Below are 18,410 nucleotides of genomic sequence, written 5' to 3'. Positions count from 1 at the left end.
TAATCCCTATGATTATAAAAATACTTCAAAGAAGCCTTGTTGGGAAATCATCCCTGCAAGGCTTCTTTTGTTAGGACGCGTATTTCAATTGTTCTTCTGTTGTTAAAATAGTATGTGCAATTGAAGAGCCATTGATTTCATACGTCGCGTAGAAATACTAATACATAATAAATGGAAAGACTTCCATCATCTCAGAGGCATCGTTATAGTTGGATACTTCTCCTTTTTATTTGAGCGCAAAGCAGCAAGACCAGAGGAATAACAAGCTGGAAAGGCACTGAAAGCCATGGCCAAATATGCTTCTGAAACTCGATCACGTCCAGTTGATTAGGATGAAGAAACAGAGATAGCTCAAACAGCGCCAACCCGAGAGGCACGATGTAAATCTGATAATTTCGGCTCCCTATCGTCTGCGCTAGGGCTAAAGAGGCAGTAAATAGACAAACGGTCAGTTTCATGAATTCACCAAAAACCCAAACGGTAAACACGATCGGCTCGATGCGTTCGAAAATGTCCCCTACAGAGATGTACATCGCGGACATGTATGAGGGAAAAATTTGTTTACTCGCGAGTTCGCCCATTACCAGGATATTGACGAAATGGGATGTGATCAACCATAAGCCGGACAATCCGATTACGGAGAGGACCGTCTTTTTTACCTTGTCGGCGCAGTTAACGAAGGGGATGATCATGATAAATAGCACCGACTCTCCCAAAGGGAAAGTTGCGATTTGCGCGGCTCCGTCGAACACTGGACGCCAACCTGTTTCTAATACAGGAAATAAATTGCCAGGATTCATATCTGGTATCAACAATGCGATGAATATTACGGATTGCAATATCACAACGATTATTAGTATAAGCGCGCATCTACAAATAACTTCAATCCCTTGATACGCGGCCCAAGCGGCAATTGAGATCATGATCAAACTGATCAGAACGCTCGGGGTTCGTGGCAGTAACACGGTTCCTGTAAGATCTTCAAAATTGCGCAAAACGTAAGCCCCTAGCTGGAAGCCGTACCCTGTATACAAAATCCCGATCGTTTTGCCCATCCAGGTGCCAAGTAGTGTCTGGGCAATTCCTATTACCGACTTTTGCGGGAATTTTCTGCAAAGTGTCGCATACACCCAAGCAATACAGAGCCCAGCAATGCTACCGATGACGGCGGATATCCAAGAATCATGCCCGGTGGTGTAACCGATGGGTAATGACATCGAGCTTGCTACTATAAATACGAACATGAGAGCCCAAAGCTCCGTATTTGAGATAAGGACGTTTAGTCCGGAACTTTTCATCTACGAGTCCCTTCTCCGATCAGTCATTTCACTAAAATCGAGAGCCATTTTTGCAAAATCATAGAGGGGCTCATGATTTGAAAACCCATAGTCATACACAAACCGACAACGGTCGAAAGTGTTAAAATGAGCCCTACAGTAACATATTCCTTCATTTGCGCCGTCTTTTTCATCAGCTTCAGTTGTACCCAGAAGAGTAAGGCAACGAAGAACGAGTACATCACAATATTCGTCATTCGGTGTGAACTCCTTTGTTTTCTAGAGAAGAACTAATCATACCGGCTCTTCGCAGGTGGATTTTGGTATCTACGAAAACGTCTGCTTCAGAAAAAATCGTATCCCAATCATCCCTCACAGTTTTCCATGTCCCATATTGATATTGATGCACCAACAGTCCGAATCCGAATATGTCGGATTTCAATTCCGTTTGCGCTTTCCTTATGCTGTGAAGAGTTTGCTTCGTAATCAGTTTACTAAGTCCTTGTTCAATAATGGCTACGCTTTCCGGCCGACTGATATCCAGCTCTACATTACTTTCATGAAGCAAGCCATCACCACTCAGCTCGATATGAATATTTGCTTTGCCGTCTTTTATAACCGTTTTTATTTTCTTCTCCGTTTTCTTCAAAACAACGCCGACGCTCCCTCCGGCCTCCGGAATCTTTTCGGCCAGATATTCATGCTTTAATTCACCTTTAATCCACATGAGGCTTCTCGTTTCAATGTCATTCAGGTATCCCACCAATTTGTAATTTTTCATCACCGCTGTCGACGAGAGTTGAAATACGTTTAGCTTCGACTTTTCATCTTTTTTTTCAACCAAAGTTTGGGGTTTCTGAATCTCTACTGCTCCCAATACGGGTACGATTCCGTCTCGCTCCTGGTTTATCAAAAAGTCCCGGAACGTAACCGCCGTACCGACTCCGTTACGCTCCAATTCTCGAACCTCCTCTGACGGTATACGTTCATAAGGATGATCCGTTCTCAACAGTTCTATGGCCTGTTTGCCTTTAGTCACAACAAGGTAAGTGCGAAGTCGGGTTGCTGGATCCCTGGAATAGTAATCCAAAATTTCTTTTATTCCTTTTTTGGCGAATGTTTCTCCGATGAAGACAACCCGGCGATGTCCTTTAAAAAACTTTCGCGAAAGCAGTAGTTGACACTTTCTCTCTACATCGTAAATATTTGTTCCCGAGGCGGAAATTACGTAATACGTTTTGTCAAGTGTTCCTGACGTCCCCTCTTTAGAGGGGATAGGTACCTGAATCGAAACAAATAAACGGCCATCTTCGGTTATATCCAGCCCAGATGCCATAAAAAGGGCTACGTCATTCATTTCCACCCTGTCCCAACAACCGCTCAAAAGCGGAACCAACATAAGTAAAAGGAGCGTCCGCGCTTTCTTGTAGGGCCCGATTTCTCCTTTGCACATTACGGTTCTTGTCCTTTCGGTATGCGGGTCTGGCGCTTCCCTTCCTGTTGCGGCCGAAAATACATTGTCCATAAAGGAGCTCGAAAAATAGTATCCTTGAGTCCTTGAAAGCTAACCGGTGCCATTGGGAATAAATAGGGAACTCCGAGCGACTTGAGGCCGGCCAGGTGGATTAATATGCAAAGCAGTCCTACCGTAATGCCATAAAGACCAAACATGCCAGCAAGCAGGATCATAGGGAACCTTAGAATCCGAAAAGCGAACGAAAAGTTATACCGGGGTATGACAAACGACGCAATGCCAGTTAATGACACCACAATCACCATCGGGGCCGAAACAATGCCAGCTTGCACGGCTGCTTGACCGACGACAAGACCGCCCACGATACTGACGGCTTGACCAATTTGCTTAGGCAAACGAACTCCTGCTTCACGTAAACCCTCGAATGTGCTTTCCATAATCAGCGCTTCCACTAATGCAGGAAAGGGGACACCTTCCCTGGCGGCAGAAACGCTTAATATCAGTTTTGTCGGAATCATTTGTTGATGGAACGTGGTTAACGCAACATATACGGAGGGTAAGAGCAGAGCAACCATTGTTAAGAAGAGCCGTATGAACCGAATCAAGTTCGCAAACAGAACACGGTCGTAATAATCCTCTCCCGCTTGGAGAAATCCCCAGAAACTCATTGGACCACTTATGATGAATGGGGAACCGTCAGTCAAGACCGCCACTCTTCCTTCTAATAAAGCAGATACGACATAATCCGGTCGTTCCGTAACGAGATATTGTGGAAAAGGAGAATATGTTCGTTCCTCGATAAATTGTTCAATATAACCCGATTCCAGCACGCCATCGATAAGAATGTTCTGAATTCTGGACTTAATTTCTTGGATGACAGTAGAATTAGCAATATCCTCAATATAGGCGACAGCCACATCCGTTTGGGTTAGTTCCCCTACCGTAATCATCTCAATTTTCAGTCGAGTGGAACGTATTCTTCTACGGATTAAACTTGTATTGGTCCGAATGCTTTCGGTGAACGAATCGCGAGGACCTCGAACCGTGGCTTCCGAAGAAGACTGCTCTACCGCTCTTGTTTTCCCGCCTGGTAGGTTGAGAACGAGCGCTTCCGTTTGACCCTCGATCAAAATGACAATAGAGCCTTTCAACACATTTTGAACAATACTTGGAATATTTGAAGCTCTTTTCACTTGACTGATGGCAATCAATTGATTTTGCAGATAAGAAAGAAAATCTTGCTTATCGTCCAACGGTCCGGATGAGCTGCCTGACATAAGCGATTTCAGCAGTGATTCGTCCAATTGTTTTTCTTCGATTAATCCATCTATATATAAGAGAAGAGCGTTCTTTTGACCACAAATTTGAAAAGAGCGGAATATCACGTCAGAGCATGCATTAAACATGTTTTTAAATACGGCTTCGTTTTCTTCTAAGGTGGATGTCAGAATACTGCTTAACGTTTCGTTCATTAGCACTTTATCTTGGTACTCTTTTAACATAGGTGTAACTACCTCCACGATAAGCAATGAATACATTACATGTAGTTATGTTCAATCCGCTTCTAATTTATGTAAAAACCTCGTGATATCTTTCGATCGAAATATTACATAGTATTTTATACACATGTCTATAGTTGTAGTTTTTTGATTCGCATTATGCTGCTGCTTAAAGATAAATTTGGGTAAACTGTTCTCTATCTGATTTTACCCCTCCTTTGCTATTTCAAGCCATTGATAGAAATATTAATGTGTTTTTTCGATCATCAAATAAATAAGTTCTTAAAGACTAAGATGGGTAGATAAAAGGACGAACAGGGTAACCGCCCCTTTATCCGTGACAGGTTTCATTTAATGCCGTCCATTATGACAGAGGCTCTTACTTGACGTATTCAGCCATTACAATATTTCGATATACCCTTCTGTTCCATGCACGCGAATTCGTTGCCCATCTTTTATCAGTTTGGTCGCATTTTCCACACCAACAACTGCTGGTAAGCCATATTCACGCGCGATAACGGCTCCATGGGTCATTAGCCCACCAACTTCGGTGACTAATCCTTTAATGGATACGAACAATGGTGTCCAGCCAGGATCAGTAAAGGCGGTGACCAATATATCACCATCTTCTAGATTAGCATCTTCCATGTTTAAAATGACACGTGCACGCCCCTCAATCACTCCGGATGAAACAGGTAAGCCTATAAGAGCATCAACTGGCAGATTTTCTCTTTCGTACTTACCGGCAATGATTTCACCATCAGATGTAATAACGCGCGGGGGAGTTAGTTTTTCATATAATTTGTAGTCGTCTTTTCGTTTGTTGATGATCTGGTAATCCAACTTATTTGTACTTACTACATCGCGAAGTTCTTCAAAATTGAGATAGTATGCATCTTCTTTTTCATGAATAATGCCCACTTGTACGAGTTGTTCCGCTTCTTTCAGTAATGCTTGCTTATATACGAAGTAGCGATTAATCATGCCGTATTTGGGGTATTCCCGATAACCGATGAAATTCCGAATTAGGCTTATCACTCGTTTTGTCTCATTGGCTTTTTGTTTACCATCTGGCAGTTGTTGCAATCGTTCGACTAACTCTCGTTCTTTTTCTAAAGCTTCCTGTCGCCCTTGCTCAAATTTCCGTTTGCCGGCATTAGGCTCGAAGTTTTTGATATTACCAAGAATCATTGGGACAAGTGTCAGTGGTTTTTCAATCCAACGCGTTTTCGTCATATCGATTTCTCCGGCACATCGCATTCCGTACTTATCAAGATAAGCATAGATAGCGTCTTGCGTTTCCTGTCCTCCATCCAACTTAATGAGTTCATCCAAAAAGTTATCATCTTTTACATGCTGTAAAAAATCAATTACTTCTGGATAAGGACGAATCACATCTGCGACATCCAATAGCGCTAAACCCATCTCCGACGTAATATTGTTGGCTACAGATTGAGAAAGCGTATCTGCTACATTTTTTTCACCTAACCATTCGTTCATTTTTTCATTGATCCAAGATGAAGCATCCATAGCAGTCATAAACACAGCCGAACTTTGCGGGTCAAATAAAATCTTTTTTAATTGCTGGATATCTTCTAGTATAAAATCAAATACATCTGATCCAGATTTCGTTCGAATGTTTTGTTTTAACTCTTCTATCGATGTTTGACTCCTCTTAATCAAATCAGAAACGATTGTCGGATCGTTTTCGATTCGTGCTTTAAAATCCCCAGACGATAACTCTTCGTTACTTTTAATGGAACTAGGTATTTGTTTGCCATCATCTGGTGACGATTTAATAAAACCTTCTCGCGCTACGATGGTTTTAAGTGCGTCTTTCATGAGCGGATCGGATTTTCCCATGGCATTTATGATCATTTCTCTGTTGCCAGGCGAAGCCATCATTTGTGTAACATCAACAAACAACCTTCCACCAGCTCTACGCATAGGTGCAGGAGTCGTTAACAAGTAAAATGACAATCCCAATGGTTTTATGGGGTCTGTCATCATTTGTTGATGACCCACAGATATATAAACGTGATTTTCTTGATCGTTTGCTTCAGGGATAGGAAATAATGTCGTGATTGGACGACTCTGGACAATATAAAAAGTATCGTGGGCCAAACACCATTCGATATCTTGTGGGTAACCAAAGTAAGCTTCGATCTGTCTTCCAATTCGCGCCAATTGCAAAATTTGTTGTTCAGTAAGTGTTTGCGTTTTTTGCTGATCAGGATCGATCTGCTTGGTCTCTGTTCCGCCTTCATTTCGTCCATAGATAGCCAATTTTTTGGTTGCTATCCGTTTATCGACGATTTCCCCTTCCAGTACTTGATAAGAATCAGCAGATACCAAGCCAGAAACCAGTGCTTCTCCAAGTCCAAAACTGGCATCGATGGATAGCAACTTTCGGTTGGAAGTCATAGGATCAGCGGTAAATAAAATCCCTGAAGCCTGTGGAAATACCATCTTTTGAACAATAACGGATATATAAATTTGGCTGTGGTCGAATCCATTTTGCATACGGTAGATGACCGCGCGATCCGTAAATAAGGAGGCCCAACATTTGCTGATATGCTGTAAGATGGCATCGAGGCCGATGATATTTAAATAAGTATCTTGTTGACCTGCAAAAGAGGCATGTGGTAAATCTTCAGCAGTCGCACTGGAACGCACCGCATAAGCATGTTCATCACCAAACTGGTAGAGATAGTGAGTAACAGCTTGCACAACATCGGAAGGAATTTCTACGTCCATAATGATTTGTCGAATCTGCCTGCTGATTGCACCAATTTGATCACGATCTTCTACTTTTAACATGGTTAGTCGATCCAACAACGCATCATACATTTCGTTTTGTTCGATGACATTTTGATAACCCACTGTTGTAACACAAAATCCTTCTGGTACTTGTATGCCTTCAATTTTTGATAATTCCCCTAAATTCAACCCTTTTCCGCCAACGAGCAAAAGCTGCGTTTTTTCCATTTCCTGAAAACCGAGAACCAATGAACTCATTCAATATCACTCCTAACCATTAAATTGAGAAAAACATTTGACAAGAGTTTACCGGCATGGTACACTTAAAGTGTAAGATGAATTAATTATGTCCAATTTATTTGTAAAAGTCGCAATCTGATTATATCATCGTGTCTGTATATATGCAATATGAATGAACCTGATAACACTATCAGGTTCTTTTTTAATTCCCCGCTATCGTTAGTCACATCAAAAACCATGGTTCGAACCGAACTCCGTCACTGCATAATTCCCTAGCGGTCCTATGATGCCTAAGCAAATCCTGAAGTTGCGTCGGGTTCTTTATTGAGCTAACCTGCCCGTTCGTGGAGTGAGGCTGCCATCGCGTGAAGCGAATGGCACTTTTCTCTCTAACAGCGACAACTATTCACTGGATGATCTTCTGTTGCAAAATTCTTCCGAAGTCAATCCAATAACGGATTTGAAAGCTTCCGATCTGACATCATGTCTTGGTGGATTCGGTTACTTATTTCCACATTGTCATCACGTTCCGGAAGCCTTGAAGTTAAAAAAATCCCACCATCTCGACCATTTTCTCTCGGTCCGCCTGCGATAAAATTGCATCCTCAAGCTCTTGTACATTTATATCAAATAAAGCGGTAAGTTTCATCGTTCCATTCGTAATTTACGACACCTTAATGTTCATGAAAGGATAAAAAGCCCCCAGCCTAAACTCCACGTAAATCCCACTGAACGATCCAGTAATATCCACAAAAAAAGCAAGATGCTCCGAAGGTCGAAATAAGGATAACTTAAACTTAGTCTCTGCGGATTTATTGTTTAACATGCCGATTGGTTTTATTTCAGCCGCCATTATTTTACCTCCTGTCGCATTTTTACGATACTTCCCTTTCCTCATGTTGTAATATTTCATATTGGAACGATTATATTGACCATTAAATTTAATAAAGAAAGGTTTGAGATTATGAGCAACATGTTATCCATTGACAAACAAAGAGAAATTGTTGCAGTAGCAGAGACTGTTTGGAATGTCTTAACTGACCCTGATTTTATTAAACAATGGCTGGGTGTCACAATCAAGACTGATTGGGAGATTAGCCATCCGATTTCCTTTTCCTTCAGTTGGGATGGCAAAGTTTTCGAAGATAAAGGACATCTATTGGAGTTGGAAGCTCCCAAAGTTTTCTCGTATGACTACTGGAGCGGTCTCTCCGGCACAGATGACACCCCTGAAAACTATTCAATCATCAAGTTTACGTTATTAAACCAAGATAACAAGACAATTTTAAAATTAAAACACAGTAACTTTTGTACTTGGACTATGTACGAACATTCAGATATTAACTGGGAAGAAACATTGGACAGTATAAAGAAAATTGCTGAAAGAGAATCTTTAATCAACTGACCCACACTTGATCTTGAACTATTATGCCCGATAGCTTAACGAGGCTACCGATCATTCTCGCGGCAGCCTCGTTGTTGTTTTGATAAGCTTTCGTTATCGTTAGTTTAGCAACCAGGTGGATAATGGTTTATCATCCCAAACTTGTACTTCTATGTACCTTTCCGGTCCATTATTACCCTGAGGATTCCATTCTTGAGGTAATCCAAACTCATTTATTACCTTTTCTAAAGCTGGTAAAGATTTAAATAACCATGTTTTGTTGTCTGTACTAAACTAAAATTTCCCGTAAACGCAATATGTACTAATAGTTAACCACTATTAAATCGAATGATGTTGGTGGACGAAGGACTGAGAAATAGTAATCCTCAGCAGAGTCCCATCGAAGATGCCATTCCACATCGTCAGTACCCTCTCTAATATTATGCCTATTACGGCGAAGTTCGGGTAATACATCCACGAGAACTGTAAGATCAATAACATCCGATAGTTCAGGGAGCGAGCTATAAATTCCCTCGAGAATAATTACCTCTGTGGGCTCTTTCGTAACTAAGTACAATGCCAAACCATTCCCAGATGAAAAAGAAAAAGGGTGATATTGTGCTTTTTCACCTCTAATCATTGGTAACAATGCCTCATTTCGCATACGCTGCCAGTTGATACAATTACGACACTTTTGCTCCGATGTATAGGAGTCCCATTCATCGTTTGTAATAGTCGCATCGAAGAAGTCATCATACTGGATGACTTCTGCACCCAAGTGCGAAGCCACCTCAATAGCCAACGTAGATTTACCTGCACCACTCCCTCCATCCAAAGACACAACCAAAGGACTGGTTCGTCCAACCAGACACTGGTTTATAGCAGAAACAATGGACTGAACAGCTTCCTGTGATTTATGTGATAAATGGTTCTCTTCCACGTTTACCACTTCCTTGCTTAATCATATATCTATTTTCCATCCACTCTGTCGCATGGGTAAACAGAATCTACATTAGTAAACTAAACGTTACTTCAATAAAAAAGAGGAGCTTCCGAACGCTCAATCTTCTCCACTATCGTTCTCCGTTGCCCCGTATTGGGAACATTTATTTATCAGCAATTGGGCATTGAACTTGCGATATTGCTAACAAGTGTATGTTTTTTGTTATCCGCAATGACTATGTTGTTTATTCCAGTGGATCTCAATCCGTCCATGAACAAAACTTCAGTTCAGACCTCTTTATTGCGCGAGATGGCAGAAGGTATTCGGTATGTCCTGCTCAAAAAGGAGCTTTTATGGCTAAGCCTATGCTTCATTTTCGTCGGACTCGGAGTAGGTCTGATCTCACCTCTTGCTAACTTCCTCGTTACGGAACGTCTAGGACTTTCTGCACAACATTTACAGTGGGTATCCGTTCCTTATGGAGTGGGAGAAATTATTGGCGGAATCGTAACCTTCATGTTGGTTGCAAAGATTGCCCCGCAACGATTATTAATGATCGGGTTAGCCGCCAATGGAATCGGAATACTGTGCTCTCTCCCTTACCGTGGTTTACGAATTAGCCGGTCTATGTTTTTTTATGGGATTCCGTTAAAACGAATAGGCAGCCTTTAAGTTGAACGCACGTTTAATATTACAATGTTACCTTCAAAATAGCTGGATTTGCCACCACGCTCTACTGCCCGTCCCTCAACGAGGCAGCCGTTTCATGCCTGCAGCCTCGTCCTGTTGATTGTTAAGCTATAGTTTTCCGTTTCTTGAGGTAAATTGACGACTATTCTCTAGTTTAAATGACACCAAATTTCTTTAATGCGTGGGATATTCCACCTTCGCTTGCTTTTTTTGTAACGAAGTCTGCTTTTTGTTTTAACCGTTCCTCACCGTTTTCCATGGCAATTCCCAATCCAACATACTCCAACATGTCAATATCGTTTCCACCGTCACCGAAAGCGATTGCTTCAGACTTACTAATGTTTAAATACTCTAGCACTTTTTTAATCGCAGCTGATTTGGAAACTTCCGTTTCTTCAAGCACATTCATAACGTAGCCGTGAAAACGTTGGAACCTAAGTCTTGGAAATCTTTCTAGGAATTTTTGAGTTTCACTGTCATCCGCATACAGACATATGCAGTAAACCTCTTCTGACAGAGAACTCATTTTTTCGGGATATTGTGTAAGACTCAAAGTCTCTTTTAATGCCCTCATAACCCGCTCATCATCAGAACCCATTCCGTTCATTGCAAAAAACTCGGTGAAATAAGAAATGCCATGTCCGTTCAACTTAGCAAAAGCCGAGACATCTTGAACGGTTTCTGGTGAAAGCACTGATTTATGGATAATGTTATCATTACATTTTATAAACGCACCGTTAGCAGAAATAAACGTATCAATGCCCATAGTTTTAAACTCTTCACACAAATTGTACGGTCTTCCTGTTGCGATTACGACTTTTATTCCTCTGTCAATCAACTTTTCAATTGCTTCTTTCGTGCATAGTGGTATGCTTCTATCAATTTCACTTAATAGGGTGCCGTCAACATCAAAAAATACTACCTTGTACATATTATGAAAATAGCCTCCCTCGTTTACATAACCTTACTGGTTATTTTACCCAATCAAATTTAATTAGCATAGAAGAAAGGTGACTAAAAACTATAGATTTCTGCCCGTCGTAGTCGCCACCCTTTCTCCCATGGGCCAAGTTATTGCCTTCCGATAATAACTCTTCCCATTAACGATTGCCTCTTGTAAGATTTATATAGAGAAAGGTCAAAAGAAATGCGGAGGGATCATCATTTATGAATACTTACCCTGAAGACTTTGAAACGTACACCGCTCGTGATGGTGCTCAACTTCCATACCGTTTTTTTGAGGGTCCATCCGATGTTGTGCTTATTTTTCTACACGGCATTACGGAACCTAGCCTGTATTTGAGGGAGTTCGGCCAATATGTATCTCAACTTGAACTCGCCACCGTGTACCTTCCGGATCTACGTGGGTATGGAAATCATCCCATCCGACGTGGTGACATTGACTACATCGGGCAACTTGATGATGATATGGAAGACCTGTTCTGTTTTGTTCAGAAGCGTCATCCCGGTGCGAAGATCATTGTAGGTGGTCATTCTGCGGGAGGTGCAACCGCACTCAGACAAACAATACGACCGATTCATAAGGATATTTTTGCCTATTTACTCATTTCACCAGCACTTAGCCCCAATGCGCCACTTGATCGAAAAGGTGGATCCGGTAACGAATCCAAGGTGAGCATCCCACGATATCTGTTGTTAATGCTGCTCAATGCTCTTGGCATTCACCGATATAACCACGCTATTGTATACCGCAGACTCACATCGATTGAAAAGCTTCATGGGACTGAATCCTGCAATCTTAGCTATCGGCTCGCCTTGTCGCGCATGGTGGGGAATAATTACGAAAAATATTTGTCGCAGTTGACCCAACCGACTTTCGTCATGGTTGGGGCTGAAGATGAGGTATTCGACGCTGGTGCATATAAACCACTTTATGAAAGATTTTGCAAGGCTGAGGTCCGCATCATCGCTGATCAAAATCACGACTCGATTGTAAAAACAGAGAATGCACTCTCAATCATGGGGAACTGGCTCAGAGTGATGCGGGGAGGGGGACAAGCAAAATGAACTAGTGAAAGATAACACCATTAAATTAGCGTTACTACCTTTTGATAAAGATGCTTTTACGAACTCGATATCACCAGCAGCAACTGGATGGCATCAATGTACTCTAATTAACTTAATTTTACCATGTATAGGAAATAGGTAGTCCAAATTTTTAAAACGTGGAGCAATAAATAATAAACTAAGCTCCCGTTTAGCTTCATTACTAGGTCAATACCTATTAAGTGAATATGTCAAAAGGAGCTGCCGCAGCAGCTCCTTTTCGCTTGTATAGAGTCCTTTATTCAGCTAAATTTATCCGTTACTTCAACACACTCTTCCTCGAGTATGGTCAAAATCATTTACCACTGCAACAAACATCATCAGTAATACAAGTGCGCCGGAAATGAGCTGACATTTTATGCCTATCATATCGAATCGCCCTCTACTTCATATTTTGGCAATGAAATTGGAATTAGTTAATTAGGTTTAAATTCTTTAACATGCGATACAAAAATGATGCACTCTGAGCGCGATCTGCATTCATGGCAGGAGCCAGCTTGTCATCCGCCACACCGCTTGTAATACTTGTTTTTATCGCTACAGCCATCGCTTCTTTCGCCCAGCCTTGAATGCTGTCATGATCAGCATACCGGGAGAGAATTTTGTCGATATCCACCAGGGATACAGTCTCCTTCCACATTCCACTCGAATACATTGCATTGTAGATCATTTGAAGCATTTCCATTCTACTTATCTCTACATTAGGTTTAAAGGTTCCATCGGAGTAACCACTTATCAGATGTGCTTTCACCGCAGCCCCAACGGATTGCGCGAACCAATCGCCGGACTTCACGTCTTTAAAAATGGGTTGACTATCACTTGTATCAGGGGTGACGCCGAGCGCTCTCGTAAGCATCGTGATAAACTCAGCACGAGTCACCGTTTTAGTTGGCTTAAAGCTGCCATCTTCATATCCGTTTAGCACAAATTTGGAAGCCAGTGTATCAATCGCATCTTTCGCATAACTGTTCTCAACATCGCGGAATGTTTTACTATTTTGAACAACAGCATAGACGGCATTATTTCTCCCATAGATCTGCGCCTGCAGATTTCCTTTCCAATCTTTCGTAAATATGGCTGGTACAGGATTATATTTACCTGTTACCGGATCGATCATCACGCCAACCAAATGACTAAACGATGTTTCGCTAAATGAACTTGGCACGTTTAAAAGGTGTTTCGTATAAGAATCAAACTGATCCATTGTATGATTCGATCCACTTTTTTCGATTAAGTTCATCTTATTATCGATTGGTGTAGTAACAGACGATACCCCTAATTGATGCAAGAGTTCATCGTTTACCAGACTCTTCTTTGACATACGCAACTTTACATTTGCACCAGTCAAAGGTACCCTGAATTGTTCAAGCGATTTTTGCACAGTGCTGGCGGGAAAATGAAAAGCTGCAAACTTTGACTGGATGGTTAATACCGTTTTCGGGTTTTTATCCAGTAATTTTTTAAATAGTTCCGCTTCAAAATCGAGTTCGAAATCATCCCATCCGTCAGATGGTATTTGCATGACCACCTGATCTTTATCACTAGATGATGACAAATGATCCAACGCATCAAGAATCGTTTTCGTATCCACGCTAACTTGCGAAACCTTATGCCCCATAGAATCGGTAACCGTTATCGGGGTTACGGAAAGGCTGCCGTCACTATTCTGTTGCAGCTGCGATGATTGTGTGTTGCCTCCCGTGTTACCACTCGTGTTGCCTCCGGTGTTACCTCCCGTGTTGCCTCCGGTGTTACCACCTGTATTGCCTCCCGTGTTGCCACCAGTGTTACCACCTGTATTGCCTCCGGTGTTACCTCCCGTGTCAGGCGAATAAGGAGTAATCGCAACAACTGAAGTATAAGGGACAAATTGTTGGTTGGAATTCAAATATCCTAACAATTGCCCCATCACATTTTCAACACCAATCATATATTGGTTGGCATTTGACGGGGAGTTATAGGTATCCAAGAGAGGGAAATCAGACAAGTTAAATGAGTATGCAGAAGCTCCAGTTGCCGGTATCTCCGCAATTATAAATTCATTACGTTCATTATTGCCACTAACCTTCTGAAAGTCAGGCATGATAACATAGTTTGATACGCCTGTCTCATTTGATGCTGCATTCCACTTGATAGTCCCGTTCAAATTGTTTCCGGTTGAATCTGTGCTTTGCATAGATGCATGCAGCGGCAGCATGGAATCATTCCACAGACTAACAAAATCTGGGGTGATATGCTCGGAAGTACCATCAAAGGTGTATAAACGAATTCCTATTGCACCGGTTGGGATATTGGTTTCTGGTACATCCGGAGCATAATTCGTCCAACCAGGAACAAATGGTGTATCTAGAATCATGTCGCCCAGCTTATTCCCGTTTCCACCTTCGAAATAGAAGTGATAATTCGTCACTTGTTGAGGTGTAGATGAGGGATACCAGGACAGATAACCGGAAATTTTCCCTATCGGCGTATTAGTATCTTGCCGGTACACAAAATTAGTCGGCTGCGTATTTGAAATCATCTGAAGCGTATGTGAAACTTGGCTGCCGAATACAAAAACCGGATCCTGAACCATAGTTTCATCTACCTCACCGTTCATGCCTTTTGTAATACCTACATGATATAGACCAGGATACAGATAATTGAATACGGCAACTCCATCCGTTGAGGTGACAGCTGTCTTTGTATTGCGAAAATCATCAGCAGGTACAATCGTAACTGTAACCCCAGAAACAGGCGCACTGTAAACAGAACCGTAAACGGAGTTCGAAACCGATTGATTTGCCACTGTTGACACATTCCATTCTTTAACCGGTACTCTTAACGTCACGGAACCCGGGTTTACCGTATACCCTTTGCCATTATTATCGTAGGTTACGGTTTCCGACACGGAACGATTCCCCGTATATTCGGTATGGATTTTTACACTATAGGTTCCTGGTGGCAAGTGACCATCCAGTGTATGAGTTACTCCTGTAACACCGTACGGCGAGTCGTATCTACCGGTTGATTCGCTCAGGCTTGCAGTGCTTCCACCTATCTGAAATACATCAAAATAGATCTTGTCCAAATTCGACAAAGCTGGAATATCATACGTAAACTTTAATTGATCATTATTAACCACTTGAATGGAAACATTTTTCAATGGTTTTGGCGCTACATCGTACGATGACGCAAAAGGAATCGTGGGTATTGGTTTATTTGTAGTATCGAAATTGTAACCGACATCCAAGAGTCCATAAATGTGCGAGTTATTATCATAGTTTGATCCGCTTGCAACGACAGTACCATCCTCATTGATGAAAAAGGAATTGTCACAACCTGCAAAAGCAACTTTTACGTTGGATACGGTTGTGATTTTCGTAAACTCGGTTGCTTGCCAATATATTTGAGGATCGCCTAGTTGACCACGATAGTTAGCGCCTATTCCCCAAACAGAGCCATCGTTCATTAATGCGAGCACATGGTTATTACCGACACTTAACGATTTCAAACTTTTGTCTTTCAAAGATGTCACCTGTACGGGGGTATAGGAATCATTGGTGTTCCCTGTACCCATTTGCCCACGGCTGTTTTGCCCCCAGGCGAAGACACCGCTGTTTGTTACGGCATACGCGAATGCGGCATTCGGGTTAGATACGATTGCGGTTGCTCCAGAAATGCCGTTGACAGCAGTCGCTATGGAAGATGTCGTAAAATTTCGAAGATCTGTCAAACCCCATTGATATACGGTTCCATCGCCCTTTAAAGCATATGAGGCGAGATTGCCTTTAGCTATTTGCTTAATACCGGTCAATACCGTGTTGTTCTCGTCAATAACAACTGGCGAGGGGGTAAGATTCATGGAGAGTTGATTACCTTGTCCCAGCTCTCCCTCAAAATAATTACTGCCCCATGTCAGCACTTTCCCATCAGATGTTAATGCCATCGCCATCGTTTGACCTGCTGCAATCTGTTGGATGTTGCTCAGATCATTTACTTTCGAAGGGGTGCTATTTCCGCTATTGTTAGGATTGGGAGGCAGCATCCCCCATTCCCACACATTGCCTTGGCTGTCTAGGGCCAATGTGTAAGTCGGACCTGCGGCAATATCCGTAATTTTCGGAGAACCGACAATCGGAACCTGGACTGGGTATTGGTGGTCGGCGATATCGCCTGTTCCCAGCTGGCCATAATCATTTTCCCCCCATGTCCACACCGATCCGCCGGCATCCAAAGCGACTGTAAAGCTTCCTGAGGAAACAACTTTAACCGGGTAGACACCGGCAATACCCGTCTGGGAAGCATCCGTTGAAGCGAATGAGGCAGGGAAAGGAAATAAAGACACGATCATAATCATCAATGTTAAGATCCGAAGCAGCTTGAATTTCATAAATACACTCCCATAATTTTTATTAAAAAATTTCACTTTCAACAGACCTTGTATGTTAAAAAGGTTCTACTGTAAACTGTACATGCGATACACTCCCTTTAATTCGTTAAATGACATTTCCCCGTCTTCCCCCTGTTGAGGATCTGATAAAGCGTAAGAAGATGAGACAAGTAAATAATTTCCAACAACGAAAGCGCGTTTCAAAAAGGAATCCCTCTTTCCAAATGAATTCTTGAACTCAAGTATGTAGAGTATCATTGAAAGTTTAAAACTGGTTTAAAAAATAAAATTATTTTCATTTTTTAACCATTTTTCACAATTGGAGACGTCCCGACTCCACCTGGTGACAGTGTGTGGATTCGGCTATAAGTTTTGTTTGGAATAGGCTGTTCAAAAAACTTAGTTTGATGAATGTAAAAAAAGAAAAGGAAATTATTTCCTTTTCTCTACTATTTTAAATTTAGTCTTCTGTAGAATCCAAATTGCATTCTTCCATTTTTAACACTTTTGTTTTTTATTTCCCAACGCTAATCCCTAATGCTTGTTTCCCTTTCGACTTACTCTGGAAGGCATGTCAATTAACATATCTTATTGAGCATTTCTGCCCGTGCCACGCCACAGCCCTTCAGATGTTAACTATCGTTCTGCGTTAGTTCAATGACTGGGTACGATGTATCTCAAATAAAAAGACTGAAACTACATATGTTTTAGTAATAGCAATACAAGGAGTGATAAAATGAAAAAAAGAATTTGGATTAGCGTTTCAATAATTTCGGTTGTTCTCATTGCCGCGATCATTAAAATATCACTATTTGGCTCCCCATGGCAGTCAAATAAACACCAAAAAGCAATGCTTGAGCACTTGAAAAACACCTATGGGATCGAGTTTGTTGTCGAGGGCGTTTATTACAATCCACTTAGCGAAACGTACGTCGGGCAGGCATATCCCAAAGAGAAAAGAAATGTCAGGTTCGAAATTTCGCAAGACTACGACCACAAAGACCAGTATAAGGACAAATATGTTTTTGCTTATTGGAGCGATCAAATCGAAAGTGAAGTAACGCCGAAAATAAAAACCATTTTTGGAAGTGACATCGAAATACATGCAGACGTACAGCTCAATGAGATGGGAGACACGAGCACACGCGTCCCGATTCCAAATTTTAAAGATGTCAAAAATGAATACATCGCATTCGTCGTTGAAATCAGACATAAGGAAAACTGGAAAGAGAGCATGAAAGCAGATACCCAGCAAAAAATCGGCGTGCTGTCGAGCTATTTAAAAGAAGAGAAATTGCCGCTTAATGCAGCCGTTATTTTCGGAAAAGATGGTCAGCATGGCTATCAAGATTTTTACCTTCGCGCCGATGGCACAACCTTTACGAAAAGCAAAAATAAATAGGCTTGAGAAGGAATACTTATTTAATTAAACTGCCCTTTAACGTAATAAAGGCCACCGATCATACCGGCAGCCTCATCCTGAGTGTTCATTCAACTATAGTTTCCATTAGTTCAATTTCTTCGAGGAATAAGAGAAATCAACATGCTAATTACAAAATAAAATATGCCCCCATAAATGCCTGAGTAATAGTTTGCTTATCATCAAATAACAAACTCCAAATCAATCCAAAGGCAACTGCTCCTCCAAGTGCATTAATAATTATTCTTTTCAATTAATCACCGCTCCCATCTGTCGGTAGCCTT

At 41.6% G+C, this 18,410-nt stretch carries 14 protein-coding genes; 4 read left to right on the top strand and 10 right to left on the bottom strand.

Annotation, left to right across the window (positions count from 1 at the left end):
* Window positions 1–203: 203 nt before the first annotated feature.
* From AC58UU_RS33560 to AC58UU_RS33535, 6 genes are all read right to left on the bottom strand, one after another.
* Window positions 204–1,298 carry a GerAB/ArcD/ProY family transporter gene (locus AC58UU_RS33560; protein ID WP_497321866.1) on the bottom strand — a complete coding sequence of 365 codons (1,095 nt, stop codon included), beginning with the start codon at window positions 1,296–1,298 and terminating at the stop codon, window positions 204–206.
* Between the two features lie 23 nt (window positions 1,299–1,321).
* Window positions 1,322–1,534, bottom strand: coding sequence for a hypothetical protein (locus tag AC58UU_RS33555; RefSeq protein ID WP_497321865.1), 213 nt, complete (start codon window positions 1,532–1,534; stop codon window positions 1,322–1,324).
* Window positions 1,531–2,730: a Ger(x)C family spore germination protein gene (locus AC58UU_RS33550; protein ID WP_497321864.1), complete on the bottom strand. Its 1,200-nt coding sequence runs from the start codon at window positions 2,728–2,730 to the stop codon at window positions 1,531–1,533. The genes AC58UU_RS33555 and AC58UU_RS33550 overlap by 4 nt, the downstream gene beginning before the upstream one ends.
* Window positions 2,730–4,289 (bottom strand): spore germination protein, encoded by a 1,560-nt coding sequence (locus tag AC58UU_RS33545; RefSeq protein WP_497321863.1) that lies wholly within the window; start codon window positions 4,287–4,289, stop codon window positions 2,730–2,732. The genes AC58UU_RS33550 and AC58UU_RS33545 overlap by 1 nt, the downstream gene beginning before the upstream one ends.
* A gap of 360 nt (window positions 4,290–4,649) precedes the next feature.
* Window positions 4,650–7,268: a phosphoenolpyruvate synthase gene (gene ppsA / locus AC58UU_RS33540; RefSeq protein WP_497321862.1), complete on the bottom strand. Its 2,619-nt coding sequence runs from the start codon at window positions 7,266–7,268 to the stop codon at window positions 4,650–4,652.
* A 646-nt stretch (window positions 7,269–7,914) separates the two neighbouring features.
* Entirely contained in the window at window positions 7,915–8,103 is a 189-nt protein-coding gene (locus AC58UU_RS33535; RefSeq protein ID WP_497321861.1) for a hypothetical protein, read from the bottom strand.
* Between the two features lie 111 nt (window positions 8,104–8,214).
* Between AC58UU_RS33535 and AC58UU_RS33530 the strand changes: the two genes are divergently transcribed.
* Complete coding sequence (locus tag AC58UU_RS33530) at window positions 8,215–8,655, top strand: SRPBCC family protein (protein ID WP_497321860.1); 441 nt, start codon at window positions 8,215–8,217, stop codon at window positions 8,653–8,655.
* Between the two features lie 301 nt (window positions 8,656–8,956).
* On the opposite strand, the gene AC58UU_RS33525 is transcribed toward AC58UU_RS33530, so the two are convergent.
* A complete protein-coding gene (locus AC58UU_RS33525; RefSeq protein WP_497321859.1) occupies window positions 8,957–9,574 on the bottom strand; it encodes a uridine kinase family protein in 618 nt (205 codons plus the stop codon).
* 156 nt (window positions 9,575–9,730) lie between these two features.
* Here AC58UU_RS33525 and AC58UU_RS33520 point away from each other — a divergent pair, with 156 nt between their 5' ends.
* Complete coding sequence (locus AC58UU_RS33520) at window positions 9,731–10,249, top strand: MFS transporter (protein WP_497321858.1); 519 nt, start codon at window positions 9,731–9,733, stop codon at window positions 10,247–10,249.
* A 172-nt stretch (window positions 10,250–10,421) separates the two neighbouring features.
* Here the strand turns inward: AC58UU_RS33520 and AC58UU_RS33515 are convergent, their stop codons facing one another.
* Window positions 10,422–11,198, bottom strand: coding sequence for a Cof-type HAD-IIB family hydrolase (locus tag AC58UU_RS33515; protein WP_497321857.1), 777 nt, complete (start codon window positions 11,196–11,198; stop codon window positions 10,422–10,424).
* A gap of 236 nt (window positions 11,199–11,434) precedes the next feature.
* Between AC58UU_RS33515 and AC58UU_RS33510 the strand changes: the two genes are divergently transcribed.
* On the top strand, window positions 11,435–12,295 hold the full coding sequence (locus tag AC58UU_RS33510; protein ID WP_497321856.1) for an alpha/beta hydrolase: 861 nt from the start codon (window positions 11,435–11,437) through the stop codon (window positions 12,293–12,295).
* A 451-nt stretch (window positions 12,296–12,746) separates the two neighbouring features.
* Here AC58UU_RS33510 and AC58UU_RS33505 read toward each other — a convergent pair whose 3' ends face one another.
* Entirely contained in the window at window positions 12,747–16,706 is a 3,960-nt protein-coding gene (locus tag AC58UU_RS33505; RefSeq protein ID WP_497321855.1) for an S-layer homology domain-containing protein, read from the bottom strand.
* Between the two features lie 736 nt (window positions 16,707–17,442).
* On the opposite strand from AC58UU_RS33505, the gene AC58UU_RS33500 reads away from it, so the two are divergent.
* Window positions 17,443–18,108 carry a hypothetical protein gene (locus AC58UU_RS33500; RefSeq protein ID WP_497321854.1) on the top strand — a complete coding sequence of 222 codons (666 nt, stop codon included), beginning with the start codon at window positions 17,443–17,445 and terminating at the stop codon, window positions 18,106–18,108.
* Window positions 18,109–18,256: 148 nt separating this feature from the next.
* On the opposite strand, the gene AC58UU_RS33495 is transcribed toward AC58UU_RS33500, so the two are convergent.
* Window positions 18,257–18,379, bottom strand: a complete 123-nt coding sequence (locus AC58UU_RS33495) for a hypothetical protein (protein WP_497321853.1) — start codon at window positions 18,377–18,379, stop codon at window positions 18,257–18,259.
* Window positions 18,380–18,410 lie beyond the last annotated feature (31 nt).

Source organism: Paenibacillus sp. JT22N1, from assembly GCF_059692155.1.
This window is presented reverse-complemented; position numbering and strand designations above follow the sequence as displayed.